This is a genomic window from Natronomonas marina (genome assembly GCF_024298905.1).
GTDB classification, from domain to species: Archaea; Halobacteriota; Halobacteria; order Halobacteriales; family Haloarculaceae; genus Natronomonas; species Natronomonas marina.
In genome coordinates this window covers 3,129,336-3,149,411 of the sequence record NZ_CP101154.1, presented here as the reverse complement: position 1 = coordinate 3,149,411, position 20,076 = coordinate 3,129,336, and the positions used below count along the sequence as shown (strand labels likewise).

The 20,076-nt window shown below is 66.2% G+C and carries 21 protein-coding genes; 14 read left to right on the top strand and 7 right to left on the bottom strand.

The window, feature by feature from the left end:
- Positions 1 to 130: 130 nt before the first annotated feature.
- The 4 genes from thsA to NLF94_RS16505 all read left to right on the top strand — a co-directional run bounded on the left by thsA (position 131) and on the right by NLF94_RS16505 (position 4,391).
- The gene (gene thsA / locus NLF94_RS16520) at positions 131 to 1,711 is read left to right on the top strand and encodes a thermosome subunit alpha (protein ID WP_254838731.1); all 1,581 of its coding nucleotides are present in this window, start codon (positions 131 to 133) and stop codon (positions 1,709 to 1,711) included.
- Positions 1,712 to 1,966: 255 nt separating this feature from the next.
- A complete protein-coding gene (locus NLF94_RS16515; protein ID WP_254838730.1) occupies positions 1,967 to 2,344 on the top strand; it encodes a DUF7522 family protein in 378 nt (125 codons plus the stop codon).
- A 254-nt stretch (positions 2,345 to 2,598) separates the two neighbouring features.
- Entirely contained in the window at positions 2,599 to 3,969 is a 1,371-nt protein-coding gene (locus tag NLF94_RS16510) for an APC family permease (RefSeq protein WP_254838729.1), read from the top strand.
- Positions 3,970 to 3,974: 5 nt separating this feature from the next.
- The gene (locus tag NLF94_RS16505) at positions 3,975 to 4,391 is read left to right on the top strand and encodes a hypothetical protein (protein WP_254838728.1); all 417 of its coding nucleotides are present in this window, start codon (positions 3,975 to 3,977) and stop codon (positions 4,389 to 4,391) included.
- A 35-nt stretch (positions 4,392 to 4,426) separates the two neighbouring features.
- Here the strand turns inward: NLF94_RS16505 and NLF94_RS16500 are convergent, their stop codons facing one another.
- Entirely contained in the window at positions 4,427 to 5,185 is a 759-nt protein-coding gene (locus NLF94_RS16500; protein ID WP_254838727.1) for an SAM hydrolase/SAM-dependent halogenase family protein, read from the bottom strand.
- The gene (locus NLF94_RS16495; protein ID WP_254838726.1) at positions 5,185 to 5,727 is read right to left on the bottom strand and encodes a nicotinamide-nucleotide adenylyltransferase; all 543 of its coding nucleotides are present in this window, start codon (positions 5,725 to 5,727) and stop codon (positions 5,185 to 5,187) included. Before NLF94_RS16495 ends, NLF94_RS16500 begins: the two co-directional genes overlap by 1 nt.
- Positions 5,728 to 5,897: 170 nt before the next feature.
- Between NLF94_RS16495 and lonB the strand changes: the two genes are divergently transcribed.
- Both lonB and NLF94_RS16485 read left to right on the top strand, forming a co-directional pair.
- Positions 5,898 to 8,006 carry an ATP-dependent protease LonB gene (gene lonB / locus NLF94_RS16490; protein ID WP_254838725.1) on the top strand — a complete coding sequence of 703 codons (2,109 nt, stop codon included), beginning with the start codon at positions 5,898 to 5,900 and terminating at the stop codon, positions 8,004 to 8,006.
- A 4-nt stretch (positions 8,007 to 8,010) separates the two neighbouring features.
- Positions 8,011 to 8,829: a CPBP family intramembrane glutamic endopeptidase gene (locus NLF94_RS16485; RefSeq protein ID WP_254838724.1), complete on the top strand. Its 819-nt coding sequence runs from the start codon at positions 8,011 to 8,013 to the stop codon at positions 8,827 to 8,829.
- Positions 8,830 to 8,838: 9 nt separating this feature from the next.
- Here NLF94_RS16485 and NLF94_RS16480 read toward each other — a convergent pair whose 3' ends face one another.
- Positions 8,839 to 9,894 (bottom strand): response regulator, encoded by a 1,056-nt coding sequence (locus NLF94_RS16480; RefSeq protein WP_254838723.1) that lies wholly within the window; start codon positions 9,892 to 9,894, stop codon positions 8,839 to 8,841.
- Between the two features lie 452 nt (positions 9,895 to 10,346).
- On the opposite strand from NLF94_RS16480, the gene NLF94_RS16475 reads away from it, so the two are divergent.
- From NLF94_RS16475 to NLF94_RS16445, 8 genes are all read left to right on the top strand, one after another.
- Positions 10,347 to 10,709, top strand: a complete 363-nt coding sequence (locus tag NLF94_RS16475; RefSeq protein ID WP_254838722.1) for a hypothetical protein — start codon at positions 10,347 to 10,349, stop codon at positions 10,707 to 10,709.
- Entirely contained in the window at positions 10,654 to 11,133 is a 480-nt protein-coding gene (locus tag NLF94_RS21010) for an outer membrane protein assembly factor BamB family protein (protein WP_350355885.1), read from the top strand. The genes NLF94_RS16475 and NLF94_RS21010 overlap by 56 nt, the downstream gene beginning before the upstream one ends.
- Before the next feature lie 26 nt (positions 11,134 to 11,159).
- The gene (locus NLF94_RS16470; RefSeq protein ID WP_254838721.1) at positions 11,160 to 11,975 is read left to right on the top strand and encodes an IS5 family transposase; all 816 of its coding nucleotides are present in this window, start codon (positions 11,160 to 11,162) and stop codon (positions 11,973 to 11,975) included.
- Between the two features lie 198 nt (positions 11,976 to 12,173).
- Positions 12,174 to 12,548: an outer membrane protein assembly factor BamB family protein gene (locus NLF94_RS16465; protein ID WP_434085368.1), complete on the top strand. Its 375-nt coding sequence runs from the start codon at positions 12,174 to 12,176 to the stop codon at positions 12,546 to 12,548.
- A 2-nt stretch (positions 12,549 to 12,550) separates the two neighbouring features.
- A complete protein-coding gene (locus tag NLF94_RS16460) occupies positions 12,551 to 13,252 on the top strand; it encodes a hypothetical protein (protein ID WP_254838719.1) in 702 nt (233 codons plus the stop codon).
- 4 nt (positions 13,253 to 13,256) lie between these two features.
- Positions 13,257 to 13,718: a hypothetical protein gene (locus NLF94_RS16455; RefSeq protein ID WP_254838718.1), complete on the top strand. Its 462-nt coding sequence runs from the start codon at positions 13,257 to 13,259 to the stop codon at positions 13,716 to 13,718.
- 60 nt (positions 13,719 to 13,778) lie between these two features.
- Complete coding sequence (locus NLF94_RS16450; protein ID WP_254838717.1) at positions 13,779 to 14,795, top strand: AIR synthase family protein; 1,017 nt, start codon at positions 13,779 to 13,781, stop codon at positions 14,793 to 14,795.
- Positions 14,796 to 14,933: 138 nt separating this feature from the next.
- Positions 14,934 to 15,998, top strand: a complete 1,065-nt coding sequence (locus NLF94_RS16445; RefSeq protein ID WP_254838716.1) for a DUF7544 domain-containing protein — start codon at positions 14,934 to 14,936, stop codon at positions 15,996 to 15,998.
- 79 nt (positions 15,999 to 16,077) lie between these two features.
- On the opposite strand, the gene NLF94_RS16440 is transcribed toward NLF94_RS16445, so the two are convergent.
- The 4 genes from NLF94_RS16440 to NLF94_RS16425 form a co-directional block, all read right to left on the bottom strand.
- A complete protein-coding gene (locus tag NLF94_RS16440) occupies positions 16,078 to 16,545 on the bottom strand; it encodes an MGMT family protein (RefSeq protein ID WP_254838715.1) in 468 nt (155 codons plus the stop codon).
- Between the two features lie 67 nt (positions 16,546 to 16,612).
- Complete coding sequence (locus NLF94_RS16435; RefSeq protein ID WP_254838714.1) at positions 16,613 to 18,400, bottom strand: GMC family oxidoreductase N-terminal domain-containing protein; 1,788 nt, start codon at positions 18,398 to 18,400, stop codon at positions 16,613 to 16,615.
- Positions 18,397 to 19,491 (bottom strand): hypothetical protein, encoded by a 1,095-nt coding sequence (locus tag NLF94_RS16430; RefSeq protein WP_254838713.1) that lies wholly within the window; start codon positions 19,489 to 19,491, stop codon positions 18,397 to 18,399. The genes NLF94_RS16435 and NLF94_RS16430 overlap by 4 nt, the downstream gene beginning before the upstream one ends.
- A 231-nt stretch (positions 19,492 to 19,722) precedes the next feature.
- A complete protein-coding gene (locus NLF94_RS16425) occupies positions 19,723 to 19,905 on the bottom strand; it encodes a DUF7556 family protein (RefSeq protein WP_254838712.1) in 183 nt (60 codons plus the stop codon).
- Between the last annotated feature and the right edge of the window lie 171 nt (positions 19,906 to 20,076).

Here is a 20,076-nt window from a genome sequence, read left to right as displayed (position 1 = left end):
GGCCAGGCCCCGGGGCATTCGTCTCGGCAATCTGTAAAAACCACCCCGACCTCGGGAGCGTAACTCCCGTCCCGTGACGGGACGGTTGCGGAAACCTTATATAGAACCGCTGACGACATATCGAACGAACATGTCACAGCAGATGCGCCAGCGGCGCGGTCAGCCGCTCTTCATTCTCGACGAGGACACCGAACGGACGCGAGGGAAGGACGCCCAGTCGTCCAACATCCAGGCCGGCAAGGCCGTAAGCGAGTCCGTCCGGACCACGCTCGGCCCGCGAGGGATGGACAAGATGCTCGTCTCCGACTCCGGGGACGTCGTCATCACCAACGACGGCGCCACCATCCTCCAGGAGATGGACATCGAGCACCCGGCGGCCCAGATGATCGTCGAGGTCGCCGAGACACAGGAGGAGGAGGTCGGCGACGGCACGACCACCGCCTCCGTCCTGGCCGGCCAGCTCCTCGCGCAGGCCGAGGACCTGCTCGACGACGACGTCCACCCGACGACCATCGTCGAGGGCTACCAGCAGGCCGCACAGTTCGCACTCGAGGCCATCGACGAGCAGACGCTCGCCGACGACGTCGACGACGACGAACTGGCCGCCGTCGCCGAGTCCTCGATGACCGGCAAGGGCACCGGCGACATCGACGCCCAGGCGCTGGCCGAGACCATCGTCTCGGCCGTCCGGCAGGTCCAGACCGGCGCCGGCGTCGACCGCGACGCCATCACCATCCGCACACAGACGGGCGCGGGCGCCTCCGCGACCGAACTGGTCCAGGGCGTCATCAGCGAGGAGGAGCCCCTCCACGAGGACATGCCCCGCGACCTCACCGACGCGAGCATCGCCGTCCTCGACCTCGATCTGGAGGTCCGGGAGGCCGAAATCGACGCCGAGTACGACATCTCCAACGTCGACCAGCTCAACGCCGCCATCGAGGCCGAGGAGGGCGAACTCCGCGGCTACGCCGAGCAGGTAGCCGACGCCGGCGTCGACGTCGCCTTCGTCACCGGCGACGTCGAGGACATCGTCGGCTCCTACCTCGCCAAGGACGGCGTGCTGGCCTTCGACTCCGTCGACGACGACGAGGCCCGCTCCATCGCGCGGGCGACCGGCGCCCGCACCGTCGGCACGCTGAGCGACCTCTCGAGTGACGCGCTCGGGCGGGCCGACAGCGTCTCCGTCCAGCGGTTCGGCGACGACGAACTCGCCTTCATCGAGGGTGGCGCGGCCGCCGAGACCGTCACCGTCTTCGCCCGCGGCGGCACCGAACACGTCGCCGACGAACTCGAGCGCGCGCTGAACGACGCCCTGGATGTCGCCACCGTCGCGCTCGACGCCGGCGGCGTCGTCCCCGGCGCCGGCGCGACCGAAATCGCCATCGCCGACCACATCCGCTCGTCGTCCGCCAGCGTCGAGGGCCGCAAGCAACTGGCCATCGACGCCTTCGCCGACGCCGTCGACGTGCTGCCGCGCACGCTCGCGGAGAACACCGGCATGGACCCCATCGACGCGCTGGTGGACCTCCGAACGACGCACGACGCCGAGGGCCGCGCCGGCCTCATCAGCGAGGGCCAGACCGGCCACGTCGGCGACCCCGTCGAGTACGGCATCCTCGACCCCGCCGCCGTCAAGCGCGAGGCCGTCGAGTCCGCCACCGAGGCGGCGACGATGATCGCCCGCATCGACGACGTGATTAGCGCGCAGTAACACCCGTCCGCTGCGTCCCGTACCCGCCCGTTTCCCTTCGAAATAGAGCTTTCGTCTGTCGGTTTCCCGGTCGGAATCTCCACTTCCACTTCGGTCTGTCCTCCTGATCGCAGACGCGGTCGGGGAGGTATCCGTTCGATGCGTTTACCGATGAGACGCCGGTCACCGTGTGCTATCGGGTCGTGCGAATCGGGTCGATCCAAGCGAATAGGATTTATCCAAATTGGTTTGTGGGCGCGGATCGAACGATCCACTATGAGTAACGGTAACGTACCTGAAGAACAGCGAACGGAACTGATCAGCGCTGCTCGCACCGTGGTTGGCGACGAACTCCGCAGTCTCACGTACTTCACCGAGGAAGAGTTCGAGCAACTGTACCTCCGGGACGATCTCGATCGAACCGCTGATCTCGTCGGCTTCGCGGAGAACGAACGCCTCGGGTTCCGTTCTCAACAGGCGTACAAGGGGTCCGAACTCGGCCGGTACCAGTTCACGATCCGCGTGTTCGAAACCGGTTACCTGACCCGGGTGATCGGTGGCGAGCACGGAGTCTGGGTCACGACGGACCCGATGAAGATAGATCGGTTCGAGGAACTCGCGAGTTCGCTCGCGTCCGTCCTGCGGGAGTTCTGATCGCGTTCTCCCGGGAGTTCACGCATCCGGTACTCTCGTTTGGAACTGTTCGCCCGGCTCTCGGTGGAGTGGCGACGCAGGCATTGACCGAGCGAAGCGAGGAAGGGGTGCGGCGAACCGCGAGAGTCCACCCCGGTCGAGGGCCTCGGCGGGACCTGTTCCGGGAGGGTCAGCGACTGTTATCTTCATTTTCGGTTGAAATGTCTATCGAAACGACACATCCAAAGTCATTCCGTTCGAACGAATGCTAACGGATGAGCGAACGACTCGGCCTCGCGGGAAGCGTCTCCATCGCCCTCGGGGGTATGATCGGCGGCGGCATCTTCGCCGTCCTCGGCGTGGTCGCCCAGATAACGGGCCCGGCGACCTGGCTGGCGTTCGTGCTGGCCGGCGTCGTCGCGCTGTGTGCCGGCTACTCCTACACGGTTCTGAACGGCCTCGTCGACGACGACGGCGGGTCGGTCACCTTCGTCCGGTGCTTCCTCGACGACACGACGGCGGCGGGCATGGTCGGGTGGACGTTGCTCGTGGGGTACGTGGGTTCGATGGGGATGTACGCGGTCGCCTTCGCGGAGTTCGCGGTCGGACTCGGCGGCGTCCCGGAGGCCGTCGCCGGCGTCCCGCTTCGGCCCGTCGTCTCGGTGGCCGTCGTCGCCGCGTTCGTGGGATTGAACCTGCTCGGCGCCCGCGCGACGGGGTCGGCCGAGAACCTCCTCGTCGGGGCGAAAGTCGCGGTGCTGGTCGCGCTCGGCGTCGGCGGCCTCGTGTTCGCCACCGTCGTCGAACCGCGCCCCATCTCGCTCGGGGTCGGACAGCTACCGTCGTTCGGCCCCGTCATGGCCGCCGCCGTCTCCTTCGTGGCCTTCCAGGGCTGGCAGCTACTGTTCTACGACCAGGAGAGCATCGTCGACCCCACCGAGACGATTCGCCGGGCGGTCTACGTCTCGATTCCGGTCGCGGTGGCCATCTACGTCGTCGTCGGCGTGGTGACGACGAACCTGGCGCGGGAGGCGCTCCGCACCCACCCCCACACCGCGCTGGCCAGCGCCGCGGAGCCGATGCTCGGCGCCGTCGGCTACGCCGGCGTCGGCTACACCGTCGTGTCGCTGGCGGCGCTGTTCTCGACGGGGTCGGCCATCAACGCGACGCTGTTCTCCTCGGGGCACCTGGCGAAGGGGATGGTCTCGGAGGACCTGCTGCCCGACCGGGTGAGCGAGACGGGAGCCGACGGCGTTCCCGCCCGAACCTTTCTCGCCCTCGGCGGTATCACGGCGGCGCTGACCGTCGTCGGGAGTCTGGAGGCCATCACCGCCTTCGCGTCGCTTTCGTTCATCGTCGTCTTCGGGACCGTGAGCTACCTCGCTCTCCGGCACCGGGACCGCGAGGCGGTCAATCCGCTGCCGCCCGCGGTCGGCGTCGTCGGGACGGCCGCCTTCGCGCCGCTGATGCTGTATCACCTCTACCGGCGCGAACCGGGGACGCTCGTCACCGTCCTCGTCATCGCGGCGGCCGTCGTCGCGGCCGAACTGCTGTACTTCGAGCGGGCCGCCCTCCGCCGAGAACTGAACGCCTTCGAGGACGACATCGAGGCAGCCGTCGACGACGCCCTCACCGGCGAGGACTGAGACCGATGAATCTCCGACGTACGCTTGCGGCCAACCTCGCGAGCGAGGCCGAAGCCTACGGCTACACGCTCTCGGTGTGGGGCGCCGGCGCGTTGCTCATCGACGCCTACGGCGTGCCGGCCCTGACGGGGGCCATGGCGTACGTCTTCGGCGCGCTCGTCGGATTCGCGGCGCTGGCTGCCGTCGCCTTCCGCGGCTTCTTCGAGCCGGCCGACGTCGAGACGGCCGACTCGGCGCTCGTGGCGTCGATGGTCCACGTCGTCTCGACGGCCGGCAGCCTGACCGCGGCCGCCGCCGTCGTCCACCTCCTCGAGCCGCCGGTCTCGCTGGCGTTCGCGCTCGTCGGCTTCTCGGTCACCGTCGCGTACAACCTCCTCTTGCTCGCGGAGGAGCTGTTCGCCCGGCGGCTGAAGCGGACGTAGGTGGTGGCCGCCGACCGGCGGTCGGCCCCATCCCGTCACCACTCGAGGTCGACGCCGTCGCCGGCTTCGACGCCGAAGGCCTCGTCGCCGCGGCCGCGGGTGACCGCCAGTTCGACGTTGCCGTGGCTGCCGACGGTGACGACCCGGTCGCCGGCGTCGGCGTGGGCGTACGAACGGACGACCGCAACCGATTCACCGTTCACCGTGATCGTCTCCAGGCCCGCCAGCACCTCGCCGTCGACGTTGGTGACGGCGTTGCCGAAGTCGTCGACGACGAGCACCTCGCCCGTGGCGCCGTCCTCGCGGCGCTCGGCGGTCGGGAACGTCAGGTCGACGACGTCCTCGGCGGGCGAGAGGCCCTCCAGTTCCGGGAGGCGGTCGATGCCGGCCTCGTGGACGGCCGCCGCGCCGGGCGCGAAAACGTCCCGGCCGTGGAACGTCGAACTCCGGGGGTTCTCGACGGCGAGTTCGTAGGCGTCGACGTCCCGGTCGCCGTTGGCCAGCGTGCGGGCGGCCGGCAGCAGGACGCCGTTGTCGGGACCGACCAGGGCGTGGTCGCCGGCCCGGACGGCCAGCGCCGCCCGGTCGGTCCCGACGCCGGGGTCGACGACGACGAGGTGGACCGCGGGCGGGAACTCCGGTAGCACCTCCCGCAGCCAGAAGGCCGCCGTCCTGACGTCCTGTCTTGGGAAATCGTGGCCGACGTCGACCAGCCGGGCGTCACACCGTTGCAGGATGGTCCCCTTCATCGCGGCGGGGTACGGCGTACCGAAGTCGGAGGCGAGCGTTATCATCAGTCGGCGGAGGGGTCGCCGTTCCCTTCTCCGTTGGCGTCGCTGGCGCTTATCTGCCGGAGGCGGTCGACGCCGTCTATCTCGTCGATGACCTCGACGACGGCGGTCGGGACCAGCGACTCCCAGTCGCCCTCGGCGGCCATGCGCTCGCGGACTTCGGCGCCCTCGAACTCCTCGCGGTGGTACATCGGCGACTGGCGCACCTCGATGCCGGCCTCCTCGAAGAGACGGACGACCAGCGGGTTGTTGGAGAACGCCACGTCGAACCGGGGACTCATCGACTGGACGTGACTCACCCACACCGAGTTGCGGTTGAGGTCCTCGATGGGGACGGCGTAGGTCACGACGTCCAGGTCGACGAGCGCCTTCGTTATCATCATGATGCGCTCGCCGGCCGTGAAGGGGTTACGGACGGTGTGGGACTGGTCGGCGCTGCCGATGCCGACGACGAGTTCGTCGACCTCCTGGCTTATCCGCTCGACCATCGCGTAGTGGCCCTGATGGAAGGGCTGGAAGCGGCCGATGTAGAAGCCGCGGGTCATACCGGGCGGTCGGCGCGCGATTTTATAAACCCGACGAGTCGGGCAATCGCGGGACCGGCGCCGAAGACGAAGCCGGTGCTCTCCTGCGTTTTTTACCGGTGTCGAACCTTGCTTTGGGGAGAAAGTATATCAATCGACATCCCTTCATCTTCGAGTATAGCAACGGTTCTATGAGCAACGAAAAGGAATCAGACGCCGACGCCGACGGGCGTCGAGACCCGACGGAGGAGCCACGGCCGGACTCCGGGGAGTCCGACCCCGACGAGCGGCCGACTCCAACCGAGAGGGGAGCCGACGAGCAGTTGGGCGACGACGAGGAGTTGCTGGACGGCTCCGACCTCGGAAGCGACGTACACGTCGACGCCGAGGTAGAGATAGACGAAGACGAGGAGGACGGCCTCCTCGGCGGGCTCCAGATCGGCTCCAGCGAGGAGATCAAGGTTCCCGACCGGCTGGTCGACCAGGTCATCGGGCAGGATCACGCCCGCGACATCGTGCTGAAGGCGGCAAAGCAGCGCCGCCACGTCATGATGATCGGCTCCCCGGGGACCGGGAAGTCGATGCTTGCGAAGGCGATGAGCCAGCTGCTCCCCAAGGAGGAGCTGCAGGACGTGCTCGTCTACCACAACCCGGACGACGGCAACGAGCCGAAGGTCCGGACCGTGCCGGCGGGCAAGGGCGAACAGATCGTCGAGGCCCACAAGGAGGAGGCCCGCAAGCGGAACCAGATGAAGTCGTTCCTGATGTGGATCATCATCCTCGTCGTGTTCGGCTACGCCATCATCATCGCCGAAGCCCTTCTTCTGGGCCTCATCGCGGCCGGCGTCATCTACGTGGCGTTCAAGTACATGAGCCGGGGCAGCGATGCGATGGTGCCGAACCTGCTGGTCAACAACGCCGACCAGCAGGTCGCACCGTTCGAGGACGCCACTGGCGCCCACGCCGGCGCACTGCTGGGCGACGTCCGCCACGACCCCTTCCAGTCCGGGGGCATGGAGACGCCCAGCCACGACCGCGTCGAGGCCGGGGGCATCCACAAGGCCAACAAGGGCGTGCTGTTCGTCGACGAGATCAACACGCTCGACATCCGCAGCCAGCAGAAGCTGATGACGGCCATCCAGGAGGGCGAGTTCGCCATCACCGGCCAGAGCGAGCGCTCCTCGGGGGCGATGGTCCAGACCGAACCCGTCCCGACGGACTTCATCATGGTCGCAGCGGGGAACCTCGACGCCATGGAGAACATGCACCCCGCGCTGCGGTCGCGCATCAAGGGGTACGGCTACGAGGTGTACATGGACGACACCATCGAGGACAGCCCCGAGATGCGTCGCAAGTACGCCCGCTTCGTCGCGCAAGAGGTCTCCAACGACGGCCGCCTGCCGCCGTTCACCGACGAGGCCATCGAGGAGATCATCCTCGAGGCGCGCCGTCGCGCCGGCCGCAAGCAGCACCTCTCGCTGAAGTTCCGCGACCTCGGCGGGCTCATCCGCGTGGCGGGCGACATCGCTCGCGCCGAGGACCGCGACTACACGACGCGGGACGACGTCCTGCAGGCGAAGGCCCGCTCGCGCTCCATCGAGCAGCAGCTGGCCGACGACTACATCGAGCGCCGCAAGGACTACGAGCTGACCGTCAACGAGGGCGACGTCGTCGGCCGCGTCAACGGCCTGGCCGTCATGGGCGAGGACTCCGGTATCGTCCTGCCCGTCATGGCCGAGGTGACCCCGAGCCAGGGTCCCGGCGAGGTCATCGCCACCGGCCAGCTCAAGGAGATGGCACAGGAGGCCGTCCAGAACGTCTCCGCCATCATCAAGAAGTTCTCCGACGAGGACATCTCCCAGAAGGACGTTCACATCCAGTTCGTCCAGGCCGGCGAGGGCGGCGTCGACGGCGACTCCGCGTCGATTACGGTCGCCGCCGCCGTCATCTCGGCGCTGGAGGACGTCCCCGTCCGGCAGGACCTGGCGATGACCGGTTCGCTGTCGGTCCGCGGCGACGTCCTGCCCGTCGGCGGCGTCACCCACAAGATCGAGGCCGCCGCCAAGGCCGGTCTCGAGACGGTCATCATCCCGAAGGCCAACGAACAGGACGTGATGATAGAGGACGAGTACGAAGAGCAGATCGAGATCGTCCCGGTCTCGCACATCTCCGAGGTGCTCGACGTGGCGCTGGCCGGCGAGCCCGAGAAGGACTCGCTGATCGACCGCCTGAAGAACATCACCGGCTCCGCGCTCGAACAGCGCGAGGTCGGCGGCACCGGCAGCCCCTCGCCGCAGTAGCGCGGTGACCCGGTGGGCCGCCTTCGCCGGCATCACCCTCGCCGTGCTGTCGTTGCTTCTCGTTCTCGCCCGCGCCTCACAGTCGCTCGTCGGTCCCCACCACGGGGAGCGCCGGCGACTGGACCGCCTCGACGACGGCGCCGATCACCTCGACGCCACGACGGCGACCGCGCCGGACCACGACTCGCCGGCGGCGGCCACGCTGGAGTCGTCGCCGCCGGCACCGACGACGGCGGCGTTGCTCGCCAACGTCGCCGTCTCCCACGGACTCTTCGCCGTACTCCTGGTCGGCGGCATCTGGCTGACCGGGGTCCCGGCGTCGGCGCTCGGCGTCACGGACGCCCCGGCGAGCACCGGCCTGCTCGCGGTCGCCGTCGGCCTCGGCGTCGGGGTCGCCATCTCGCTCGCCAACGCCGTCGCCGCGGGGCTGGCCGACGCCCTCGGGACCGACCCGAGCCGCGAACTCCGGGAACTGCTCGCGCCCGAGTCGGCCGGCGGCTGGGTCGTCCTGCTGGGCGTCGTGTTGCCCGTCATCGCCGGCTTCGAGGAACTGCTCTTCCGGGCGGCGCTCGTCGGCGGGTTCGCCGCCGGCTTCGACGTCTCGCCGTGGCCGCTGGCGGTCCTGTCGTCGGTCGCCTTCGCGGCCGGCCACGGCGCACAGGGACGGCTGGGCGTCCTCGTCACCGGCCTGCTGGGGCTGGCGCTGGCCGTCGCGTTCGTCGTCACGAACAGCCTGCTCGTCGTCGTCGTCGCCCACTACGTCGTCAACGCCGCCGAGTTCGTCGCCGTCGAGGGGCTGGACTGGCGGCCCTTCGGGAGGTGAGCGGCGGGGCTACGCCCCGTCGTCGTGCGGGGCGGCCATCGACTGCAGCGAGCCGATGCCGCCGAGCAGTTTCCGCACGCCGGCGACGAGTTCCTCGTCGGCCTCGTCGTCGCCGTCGTACGCCTCGCCGACCTCCTCGGCCAGCTCCAGCAGCATCTCGGAGTGTTCGCCCATCTCCTCTAGGGCGTCGACGACGTCCTCGAGGTCGCTTTCGCGGGCCTCGACGGCCTCTTCGAGCCGTTTCCGCTCGGTGACGTCCCGGAAGTACACCGAGAGGCCGCCGTCGGCGGGGAACGCCCGGACGTCGAACCACGCCTCGAACGGCTCGTAGTAGGTCTCCAACTCGACGCTGGTGTCGGCGGTCAGCGCCCGCTCGAACTCGGTCTGCAGCGGGGAGTCGACCGCCCCCGGGAGGACGTCCCAGAGCCGCTCGCCGAGCAGTTGCTCGCGGCCGTCCTGCAGCAGCACCGCGGCGTCCTCGTCGAGGTAGGTGATGTGGAAGGAGTCGTCGAGGCCGAGGTAGGCGTCCGAGACCCGGTCGTGGATGCGCTGGAGGTGCTGGAGGGCGTCCTCGACGGCCTCGCGGGCCCGCCGCTCTGTGACCGCGTTCTCGATGCGGTTCGACAGCAGCGCCAGCTGTTCGCCGCTGAGGTCCTTCTGGAGGTAGTCGGTGACGTCTGCGTTTATCGCCTTGCTCGCTATCTCCTCGGAGCCCTTCGAGGTGAAGAGGATGAAGGGCATGTTGGGGTCGATGTCGCGGCACCGCTCGAGGAGGTCGAGCCCGTCGGTGCCGGGCATCTTGTAGTCGCTGACGACGCAGTCGACGTCGAGCTGTTCGAGGCGGTCTATCGCCTCGGTCGCGTTGCTGGCCGTGACGATCTCCAGGTCCTCGACGTCCTCCTCGAGGTTCGAGGCCAGCACCGACAGGAGCTGTCGCTCGTCGTCGACGAAGAGTATCGTGACGTCGTCGACGTCACCGGCGCCGGCCGCCGCGCCGCCGTCGACGACCTCCCCACCGACCCCCGGGATGTCCTCCAGGGACCCACCCTCGTCGTTCCGTGTCATGGGAGAGGATAGAATACCGACACATAAAGCAATATCCCCCGTTTGCGGCGTCGAACCGTCTGCAGTCGGCACGGACGAACTATAGTAATCTCCAGAAGTATCTACTCACACTCCTCTCTGAATCTCTGAGGGCGGACAGGAAACGCCGGTTTTCGGCTGGTTGCCCTGCAAAGACTTCCAGATTCTACTATAGCAGTGCTGGTTTCTACGTATGAGATTATAATTTATTGCAGTAATCATAATCAATTCTCAGAGAGAATAATAACTATATTTTAGATAGTAAAGAATAAATACTAAGTAAATTTATAGTAATGTTAGGTGTGAGCCGACAATACATATCAAGAAGAAAAGTGTTGGGCACGGCAGCCCTGAGTAGCACAACAGGTGCTGTTCTTTGCAGAACCAGCAACGTTGAGGCAACGACTAGCTCTCAACGGAAAGGTGATTGGCCAATGCGAAACGCCAACCCTGGAGGGACGAGCCGTGTTGCGTCAGAACAAGCTCCTTCACCGAGTAGTATAACAAAAAAGTGGTCCACAAAAATTCCAAGCGGTGATGCGATCTCGCCAATAATTGGTAACAACAGGATTATAACAGGCGTCAAAAGGCCCAATTTGGAGATCATTTCAGTTAATATAAAAACTGGAAAGAAACAGTGGGAGTATGATTCAGACAGTTACACATATTCATCACCTGTGTTTAAAAACGGCTCTGTTATTCTGCCATTTAAAGGGAAGTTAGAAAGAAAATCTTCAGAGTCTGGATCTACGGAGGGTAGCAGAGAGATCACGAACAGTTTGGGGGGCCTTTTTTGATTGTATATCAACCAATGATCAAATAATATTCTCTGATAGAACTGGCGTCGGAGCGATTAAACGTGGCGAACCAAATGCCGAATGGAAATTTAATGTAGGAAAGCGAAATACGCCTCAAAAAGTTGTTTCTGATTCAAATTCCGTTTTCGTTGCTACAAAAGGTGTTTCCGAAGACAACTGTCACCGGCGAGGAACGGTGCACTCGCTACAACTATCAAACGGTCGTGAAAATTGGACCTTTTCTTTACCAACCGATATTAAAGAGGTGGCAATCTCTGAAGGCGTAATTATAGTGGGTGCGGTTGGACGACTCTGTGGCGTAGATCCCGAGACTGGGTCAAAGATATGGGAAAAAAGTTGCCTTGTTTTGCCGCCGACTAAGGGTATCCTCAGGCGTTCTCACGGTGATATTCCGCCAGATTAACCCGGAAATGGACGCCGTCTGGCGATATGGCATCGCTCAGACGGCTTGCCTGGATGTGTCGAAACCTTGCCAAACAGCACGTTGACGACCCGGACGTACCCGCCGCGCCGGACGGCGCGGACGGGTACGCCGAGTGGGTGCAAATCGCGGTGATTCTGTTCCGCGTCGAACTGGAGAAGAGTCTCCGTGAGACCGAGGACTACCTCAACGAGATGCCACATGTCCTCGGCGTGTTCGAACTCAAGGAAGCACCGCACTACAGTTCGTTCTGCCGGTGGGAAGATCAGTACCGGATGCGGGAACTCCGCCGCCTGCTCCGCGCGTCGGCGGAGCAGGCGGGCTGGAGTGGTGAAGCCGCGATTGACGCGAGTGGCTTCCAGCGCGATCAAACCAGCTACCACTACCGCGACCGCGCGAACTACTCGTTGCAGTCGCTGAAGACGACCATCTTGATCGACGTGAACTCCCTGGCGATCAAGGACGTTCACTACACGACGAAGAAGGCGTGGGACGGTCACATCGGGATGCAGGTCTTCCGCCGGAACGCGGAAGACCTGCGGGTGTTGTCTGCCGACGCGAACTATTCGTGGAGCGACCTCCGGGAGGAGTGTCGCTCCAACTCGACGCGACCGTTGATCAAACACAGGGAGCAGACACCGTTACAGAAGGCTCACAACGCCCGGATGAACGATGACTACAACCAGCGCTGGATGAGTGAAACCGGCTTCTCGCAGTTGAAGGAGGACGACGGCGAGAAGCTCCGCTCCCGGAGCTGGCACGGCCAGTTCCGGGAGCTGACTCGGAAGTGCATCGTGCATAACCTGACGCAGGCGGCGAGTTAGGGGCTCGCCGCCTGCTCCCCTTCTCCGGACGTATCCGGGAGAGGCATCGCCGTCGTCGCTGGATCAACGGAACAAGATACCATAGTTGTGACCCTTCAGCGAGCGCCGCTCCTGACAACGACTGCATCTTCTGAGTCCACGAATCCGTCTCTGGCGCCGTGAAACCGCGAATAATCGATCCTACCCCGACGCTGTCTTGTGATTCAACGAGGCAAAAAAAGTACAAAAACGGACTCCCCCGGAATTGCAGTTACCGGTGACTCACTCATATTTGGGGGATACGCGAACGTAAGTATGATCAATACCACGACTGGCAGGACGATATGGAGTAGAAGATTCAACTCTGACTATATCAAACCAGCAATAGCTGGCGACACGGCATTTGTAGCCGGAAGTGGGAGGAAAAATGCAGAGTGGGATTCCAAAATAAAATACTTTGACATAAATTCTGGTAAAAGAATGGCTTCACTCCAACTTGACGAAGGTCGTATTCACGGCCCTGCGATCGCTAATAATACGTTATTTGTCACGTCTGACTCGGGTACCGTCTACGCGTTTACGGGTGGTGAGTAAGTATGGGATACGAAATTTACTTAGATAGAACGCAAAAAGGGGATGAATACGGTCACGACTCTCCGTGGGTTTTCGTATACGATACAGATAACGTGGAAGATGGCTATTTGAGTCACGCATATAATTGGGTCATCGACGGATTTGATATTGCCTACAACGATGGATATATTTCAGGTTACACAGTAGAAAAAAGGTCCATACGAAACTGGACGCCTGACTGCCGATCAGATATCTCTGTGGTGGCCCAGTGGGATGAAGAGCGAAACAACAATGACCTTATTCATCAGGGCTGCCACGCATTAATTCATACCTGTTCTACAGATTATGTTGCTCTTGGTACGAACAGTGGAGACAACATATGGAAAACGGATAACAGTGCGGTTGCAACCACAGACGAGGGCAATCGAGATCTCGACGGTGTAGCTGATACAGTTCTTCATGAATTTGGCCACTGTGCATCTAGGTCAAACCTGTGTAGTAATGTAGATAATATGACCGAACAATCCGAACACGACTTAGGCATTGTTACACAAGATGGCTGGACCGGTGATATGGAGACCCCATTATCCGTAGGCGGTGATGATGCCTCCCGAGGTACTTGCGACACAAAATCGGGATGGAAAGATGGAGAAACGTATCAACACAGCGATTGTGAAAAGAGTGCTTTTGAGCGGTCCGCCGAGCACACCGCAGGGTATCATTAAGAACATGACACCGGACAGACGAACCATCCTCACAGCGGCGACCGGACTGCTGGCTGGCTGTGTTGGCCTCGAATCGGACTCCACGCCGACGGAGCAGACCAGTACAGAGACTCCGGAACGGACCGACACACCGGCGGATACGCCGGCACCAGGGTACCGGCTCGAGGACCTCCGGTTAACCAACCTCGGTGACGAAGACCGGACCCTGTCCGTTCGGTTCGTTCCCGACTCGGGGAAGGACGCGACGCTGGAACTGTCGATTCTGGTTCCACACGGTGAGGGGGTCATCTGGGAGAACGTCCCCGCGCTCGACGAGGCGGGGCAGGTGACGGCGTCCGTGGAGACAGGCGGCGGTGAGACGCTCGAGGACGACCTGGACTGGCACGGCGACACTGTCGACGACAACCGTCGAATCGTCGTCCGCTTCGACGACGAGGACATAGAGGTAGAGGACCACGTCGCCTGACCACGTCGGACGCCGCCACCGCGCCGACACGTCCAAGCCCCCGCCGGTCGACGTTCGGCCATGCCCGACAGCGGGAAGGTTTCCCGGCAGTTCTTCGAAGACCGCATCGCGCCGAAACTGGGCGCCGACCGCGACGACGTCGCCCTCGGCCCGAAACACGGCGTCGACTTCGGCGTCCTCGAGGTGGGCGACCGGGCGGTCGTAATCGCGACCGACCCCGTCTCGGTGCTGCCGGCCCTCGGGTGGGAGCGGGCGGGCCGCTTCGCCATCGACATCGTCCTCGCGGACGTCGCCGTCTCGGGAATCCCGCCCACCCATCTCACCGTCTCCTTTGCGCTGCCGCCCGAGATGACCGACGAGGAGTTCGGGCGCCTGTGGGACGCGGTCGACGCCGAGTGCCGCGAACTGGGCGTCGCCGTCGTGACGGGCCACACCGCCCGCTACGCCGGGGCGTCGTTCCCCTGGGTCGGCGCCGCGACGGGGATAGCGGTCGGCAATCCCGACGAAATCGTGCGACCGGACGGCGCCCGCCCGGGCGACGACCTGCTGGTGACGAAGGGACCCGCCGTCGAGGCCGTCGGCCTGCTGTCGACGCTGTTCCCCGAGGAGGTGCCGCTCTCGGGGGAGGCCCTCGCGACGGCACAGCCCCGCCTCGAGGAGGCGACCGCCGTCCGGGACGCCCTGACGGCCGCCGCCGCGGGACAGGTGACGGCGATGCACGACGCCACCGAGGGCGGCCTGCTCGGCGCGCTGCACGAGATGGCCGAGGGCGCAGGCGTCCGCCTCTCGGTCGACGCCGACGCCGTCCCGGTCCGGCCCGGCGTGGAGGCGGCCTGCGAGGCCCTGGGGATGGACCCCTGGCGGGCGACCACCTCCGGGACCCTCGTGGTCGCGGTCGACCCCGCCGACACCGACGCCGTCGTCGCGGCGCTCGAGGCGCGCGACACGCCGGTCGGCGTCGCCGGCCGCGTCGAGGCGGGGTCGGGCGTCGCCGTCGACGGCGTCGACGACGCCGAGCCGTCCGGTGATTCCTCGTGGGCCGTCTACGAGCGACTGCTCGCGGCCAGCGAGGCGTGACCGCTCCGCCGTCGCCCGAGCGCCCGTACCGCCCCGACCGCGATACGGTCCGGCCGGGCGGCGACGCGCCTTTCTCGTCGTTCCCACCCGCCGGGAACGGCGTCGAGCTATAAGACCAGGGGCGTCGAAATCGCGGCCATGACGCTGTACGCCCTGGAGGCTCTCGACGACGCTCTGGACGCCACCCGCGCCTTCCTCCGGCCGCGGGACCGGACCGACTGGGTGAAACTCGCCATCGTCGTCTTCTTCCTCGGCGGCGTCGGCGGCAACACCCCGCTCCAGTACACCACCGGCGGGGACGGCGGGACCGGCGGGACCCCGTCCGGGGGGATGCCGATCGAGTTCGGGCCGCGCGTGTGGCTGCTCGTCGCTGCCGTCGTCGCCGCCGTCGTCCTCGTCGCGCTCGTCTTCGGCCTGATCGGATCGATTATGGAGTTCGTCTTCGTCGAGTGCCTCCGCGAGGAGACCGTCGCAGTCCGCCGGTTCTGGAGTCGCCGCTGGCGGCAGGGCGTCCGGCTGTTCGCCTTCCGGATCGCTATCGGACTGTTGGTGCTCGGCGGGGTCGCCGTCCTCCTCCTGCCCGTGCTCGCGCCGCTGTTCGACGTCGGCCCGTTCGGTGGCGTCGGTGGCGGGGTCTCCATCGCGCTGCTCGTCCTCCTCGTGCCGGTGTTCGTCCTGTTCGCGCTGATTGCCGGCCTCGTCGAGGCCTTTACCACCGCGTTCGTGGTCCCGATCATGATCCTCGAGGACCGCAATGTCCTCCCGGCCTGGCGCCGGCTCTGGTCGACGATTACGGCCCAGTGGCAGCAGTACCTCGCCTACGCCGTCGCGGCGTTCCTGCTCGGGCTGGTCGGGGGGCTCCTCGTCGGCATCGGCGTCCTGATCGGCGCCGTCGTCCTCCTCGCGCCGTTCGGCCTGCTCGCGGCCATCGGCGTCGCGCTCTACGTGCTCGTCAGCGAACTCGCCGGCATCGTCGTGGTCGCCGTCGTCGCCTTCGCCTACTTCCTGGCGGTCCTCGCCCTCGCCGCCCTCGTACAGGTCCCCGTCCTCACGTATCTCCGGTACTACGCGCTCTTGGTGCTGGGCGACGTCGACGCCGATCTCGATCTCATCGCCGAGCGACGGGCCGCCATCCGGGCGGCCGACGACGCCGACGGGGACGGCGGCGGCGACGGGGGCGACGACCCCCCGACCGCCGCCTGACGCCCGTACTCGAACCGCTGTGGTAACGCCTTCGCCGTTTCCGGCGCGGATCGAACGCCGGACCGATCGCGGGTGACCGTTAGAGACCTTCGAGTGATCGGAGCCGCTGTTCGACCGGCGGGGGCGCGGCGCTGGGGCCGTCCCGGACCCGGTGGTCCGGAACCACGAGCGGCGCGGGGTTCTCCGCCAGCGCCGTCCGGACGAGCTGGTGGGCGCCCTCGGCGTCGGCGTCCAGCTCCGGCGTCATGCCGGCCAGCTCCGACACCGACACCTGCTGGCCGTAGGGGACCTCCCGGACGGTCTCCAGGACGGCCCGCTGGTCGGTCGGCATCGTCATGGCGACGTCGACGTCCGAGAAGTCCGCCGCCTCGCCCTCGAGATAGGCGTCGATGCGGTCCAGAAGCGCCAGTTCGGTGCCGGCGTCCTCCTCGGGCGTCGCTGGAAAGGAAACGGAGAGGACGCGCGCGCTTGCGACGCCGACCTGGACGTATCGCTCGAGGTACGCCGACTCGCGGGCGTAGATGCCCGCGTCGGGCTCGCTGCTCATGGGGGACCTGGACGCGGTATCGGCTTGAAAGTTGAGGTGGGGCGACGGTCCCGAGACGTTGGAACCGTCATGCGTTCCCGATGGGGTCCGTCAGGGCGTCGAAGTAGCGGTCGGCGATGCGTTCGGCGGTCCGGAGCGCCAGCGACTGGCCCGTGTTCGTGGGGTTGGGGCCGCCGACGCCGTTGGCCAGCGCCGAGTGGTCGGCGACGAACAGCCGGTCGACGTCGTAGGCCTCACACGCCGTGTCGACGACCTTGCCCATCGCCATCGTCGAGTGGATGTGGATGGCCGTCGCCGGCGAGTCCGACCGGTGGACGTGGTCGGCGCCGGCCTCCTTCAGGATGTTCGTGGCGATCTCCGATAGCTCGTCGCGCCGCCGGACGTCGCCCTTGCTCGGGACGTAGTTGACCTGCGGGATGGGGCCGTGTTCGTCGGTGACGCCGGGGACGACGCTGACGCCGTTGCGCTTGTGGGGCCGGTCGTCGGTGACGACGAGGATGGGCAGCGCCTGCCGGTACCGCGAGAGGAACCGCTTGAGCTTCGGGCCGGCCAGCCGACCGACGGTGTCCCACGGCGCGTCGGCGGGGTCGTTGGTGAACGTGAATCCCGAGGCGGAGGCGCCGAACCCGAGGATGGCGGCGACGCCGGCGTACGAGCCCGTCGTCTGGAGCATCCCCACGCCGGGGTAGTCGAAGCGGGCGGCGATGGTCTGGCCCTCCTGGGGATCGGCGGTCGGCTTGCCGACGCGCTCCTCGAGGACCTCCTCCTCCCAGAAGCCCATCACGTTGTCGCCGAAGTGGAGGGTCATGCCCTTGCCGACCCACTCGTTGGCCGGCAGCCCGGAGTTGAGCCACAGTCGCGGCGTCTCGACGGCACCCGCCGCCAGCACGACGGTGTCGGCCGAAACCCGCTCGGTGTCGCCGGACCAGGTGTCGCGGAACTCGACGCCGGTCGCCTCGGGGTTGCCGCCCAGCGAGCGGTCGACCAGCACGTCCGTCACGAAGGCGTTCGGCCGGACGGTGACGTTGCCCGTCTTCAGCGCCTCGGGAACGATTCCGATGGCCGACGTCTTCTTGGCCTTCTCCTCGTAGGGCGCCCCGAGCGGGTGCGGGTTGCCGATTATCTCCGTCGTGGCCATGGTGTGGCCCTCGACGGGGTCGACCGCCTCGGGGTCGGACGGGTGCCGGAAGTTCCCGTCGTAGTTCTCGACGAGTTCGCCGTCGCCGCGGCGCTCGACCCGGAGTTTCTGGTCGGGCGCCTGGATGGCGTTCGGCTGGGGCCGGTAGCCGACCTCGGTGACGTTCTTCCCGTCGACGAGGTCGTAGCCGCGTTCCTCGGCGCCCTGGAAGAACAGCTCCTCCTTCGCGGTGACGGGCGCCGGCTGGACGTCCAGTAGCTCCTCCATCCGCCGGTAGTACGGCAGCAGGTCTTCGTAGCCGAACGAGTCCGGCCAGTGGGGCTGTTCGTCGATTGCGGCCGGGTAGGCCCGCGGGTGGTTGCCGGTGTAGACGAGCGTCGTCCCGCCGACGCCGGCTGCCTGGATGGTGATGCCCGACCGGGGGAACTTGCGGAACCAGAAGCCGCGCTCGTGGTCGGCCGGGCCGAAGATGAGCTTGTAGATCATTTCCAGTTCCCGGGTGCTGAACTGCTCGTCGAGCAGTTCGCCCGAGAGGTCCTCGGGGCTGCTGGAGGTCTCGCCGCCGGGCTCCTCGGTGGGCTTCTCCCACTGTTCGTTGCCGTAGAAGGGGCCGGCCTCCAAGAGGAGCACGTCCAGGCCGAGTTCGCCCAGCCGCCAGGCCGCGACCGGCCCGTCACCACCCGCGCCCACGATGACCACGTCGTAGGCGTCGGTCATCGCTCGACCTCCTGTCCGAGGAGTTCCTCGCGGGCCCGCGCGAGCAGGTCGTCGTCGATTCCCTCGCAGGCCTCCTCGACGGCGTCCTCGGGTCGGCTGGCCTCGGTCGGTATCAGTCCGCCGTCGGCCGGCGGCTCGCCGCTGGTGTCGAACGGCTCCTCGTAGTCGCTCGTGTCGTAGTCGTTCTCCCGGAACTCGCCGGGGTCGTAGTAGATTTTCGACGGCGAGCCGTCGCCGTCGTCGGGGAAGGGCTTCCAGACGCGACCCTCGCCGAGGCTGGCCTCCGGCGTCCCCCAGTAGCCCCGGAAGGAGACGGAGCCGTCGATGACACCGGGGAAGTCGGTCTGCTGCCAGCTCTGGAGCCGCTCGCCGTCGACGCTCTCGGAGAAGTCCCGCTCGCTGGGCGGTCGCCCGACGTCCTCGTAGCCCTGCCACTCGCTGTAGTAGATGCCCTCGGTGAACGCGACCAGCAGTTGCGGGATGAGGGCGCCGGACACCTCGAGGACGGGCCCGGGAAGCTGGGCCGTATCGATCCGCCGTTCGTCCAGCAGCGACAGCGCCCGCAGCCGGTCGGTCCGGGACAGCGACGCGAACGTGGCGCCGGCCTCGAAGCGGGTCGGGTCCGGTCGGGCCTCGTTTTCCCCGCGTGCCAGCAGTTCGACGGCCGCGACGTCGCAGACCTTGGCCACGAGCTCCGCCAGCCGCAGGTTGAGCGTCGGCTCCTGCTCGGTCCCCACCGCCTCCGAGAGATCGACCGTGGCCTCCCCGAGGTCGGCCTCGACGTCGATGGCGGCCGCGACCAGGAGGTCGGGCGCGTCGTACAGCGAGAAGATGGTGTTGGTGACCGTGAGCAGGTAGTCTTCGAGTCCGAGTTCCAGCCCACCTGGCTCGTGTTCGGGCCCGAGTTCGTCGGCCAGTTCCGGCGTCTCCGGGACCACGGCGTCGACGATGGCCCGGAAGGTCGCCCGCGTCGTCGGGTCGGTCCGCTCGGCCAGTTCGGCGGCCTCGGCCGCCGACGGCAGCGCCGCTGCGGCCCCGCCGGCTGCCAGTCCCCTGAGCACCGACCGTCGGCTCGTACTAAACTCTCCCATCGTTGCTCCCGGTACGGAGTACGGACGGGTACGTCTGTCGTCGGCAGGTCCCGGCGTTTTATATGCCGCAAGTCGTTTTATTTCGGCGAGTCGGCCGTGGCGCGCGAGCGGCGTCGAAGAATCTGAAGAAACTTATTCGAAGTTCACACACGACCGCCTGCGGGAGCGAGGCGGGAGTCCCCGGGGTCGCCACTGGCGGGACGCGGCGGCGTTCGGTTCGGCCCGGTTGCGCTACTGCCACTCCTCGAGCGACAGCGTCGCGGCGGCCGGCACTGAAACCCACCGGTCGTCGCTGGCGACGTCGGCGACCACGTAGGTCGGCACGCCGCCCTCGGAGTCGTAGAGACCGATGACGCCCCCGTGATCCCCGCCCACTTCCTCGGGGTCCGGGATGTCCGGCGTTCGTTCTGTCATGTGGCATAGTAACACATCACACGATAGATGTCTTCCGGTCGTTTCAGTCGACGAATCGAGGCCCGTGTCGCCCGCCCCACGGTCCCGACCGGCGAGACGGACCCCTCGGTACCGGGCGAGCGTTAGCCCGAGACGCAACTCTTATGTCCAGAACAGTTCGTTAGTGTACAG

Coding starts and splice junctions, on each gene's coding strand:
- NLF94_RS16425 (WP_254838712.1), bottom strand. CDS start 19,905: ATGACAGAACGAACGCCGGACATCCCGGACCCCGAGGAAGTGGGCGGG.
- NLF94_RS16500 (WP_254838727.1), bottom strand. CDS start 5,185: ATGATAACGCTCGCCTCCGACTTCGGTACGCCGTACCCCGCCGCGATG.
- NLF94_RS16470 (WP_254838721.1), top strand. CDS start 11,160: ATGGCATCGCTCAGACGGCTTGCCTGGATGTGTCGAAACCTTGCCAAA.
- NLF94_RS16455 (WP_254838718.1), top strand. CDS start 13,257: ATGACACCGGACAGACGAACCATCCTCACAGCGGCGACCGGACTGCTG.
- NLF94_RS16480 (WP_254838723.1), bottom strand. CDS start 9,894: ATGACACGGAACGACGAGGGTGGGTCCCTGGAGGACATCCCGGGGGTC.
- NLF94_RS16475 (WP_254838722.1), top strand. CDS start 10,347: ATGCGAAACGCCAACCCTGGAGGGACGAGCCGTGTTGCGTCAGAACAA.
- NLF94_RS16510 (WP_254838729.1), top strand. CDS start 2,599: ATGAGCGAACGACTCGGCCTCGCGGGAAGCGTCTCCATCGCCCTCGGG.
- NLF94_RS16460 (WP_254838719.1), top strand. CDS start 12,551: ATGGGATACGAAATTTACTTAGATAGAACGCAAAAAGGGGATGAATAC.
- thsA (WP_254838731.1), top strand. CDS start 131: ATGTCACAGCAGATGCGCCAGCGGCGCGGTCAGCCGCTCTTCATTCTC.
- NLF94_RS16435 (WP_254838714.1), bottom strand. CDS start 18,400: ATGACCGACGCCTACGACGTGGTCATCGTGGGCGCGGGTGGTGACGGG.
- NLF94_RS16450 (WP_254838717.1), top strand. CDS start 13,779: ATGCCCGACAGCGGGAAGGTTTCCCGGCAGTTCTTCGAAGACCGCATC.
- NLF94_RS16505 (WP_254838728.1), top strand. CDS start 3,975: ATGAATCTCCGACGTACGCTTGCGGCCAACCTCGCGAGCGAGGCCGAA.
- NLF94_RS16515 (WP_254838730.1), top strand. CDS start 1,967: ATGAGTAACGGTAACGTACCTGAAGAACAGCGAACGGAACTGATCAGC.
- NLF94_RS16440 (WP_254838715.1), bottom strand. CDS start 16,545: ATGAGCAGCGAGCCCGACGCGGGCATCTACGCCCGCGAGTCGGCGTAC.
- lonB (WP_254838725.1), top strand. CDS start 5,898: ATGAGCAACGAAAAGGAATCAGACGCCGACGCCGACGGGCGTCGAGAC.
- NLF94_RS16495 (WP_254838726.1), bottom strand. CDS start 5,727: ATGACCCGCGGCTTCTACATCGGCCGCTTCCAGCCCTTCCATCAGGGC.
- NLF94_RS16430 (WP_254838713.1), bottom strand. CDS start 19,491: ATGGGAGAGTTTAGTACGAGCCGACGGTCGGTGCTCAGGGGACTGGCA.
- NLF94_RS16445 (WP_254838716.1), top strand. CDS start 14,934: ATGACGCTGTACGCCCTGGAGGCTCTCGACGACGCTCTGGACGCCACC.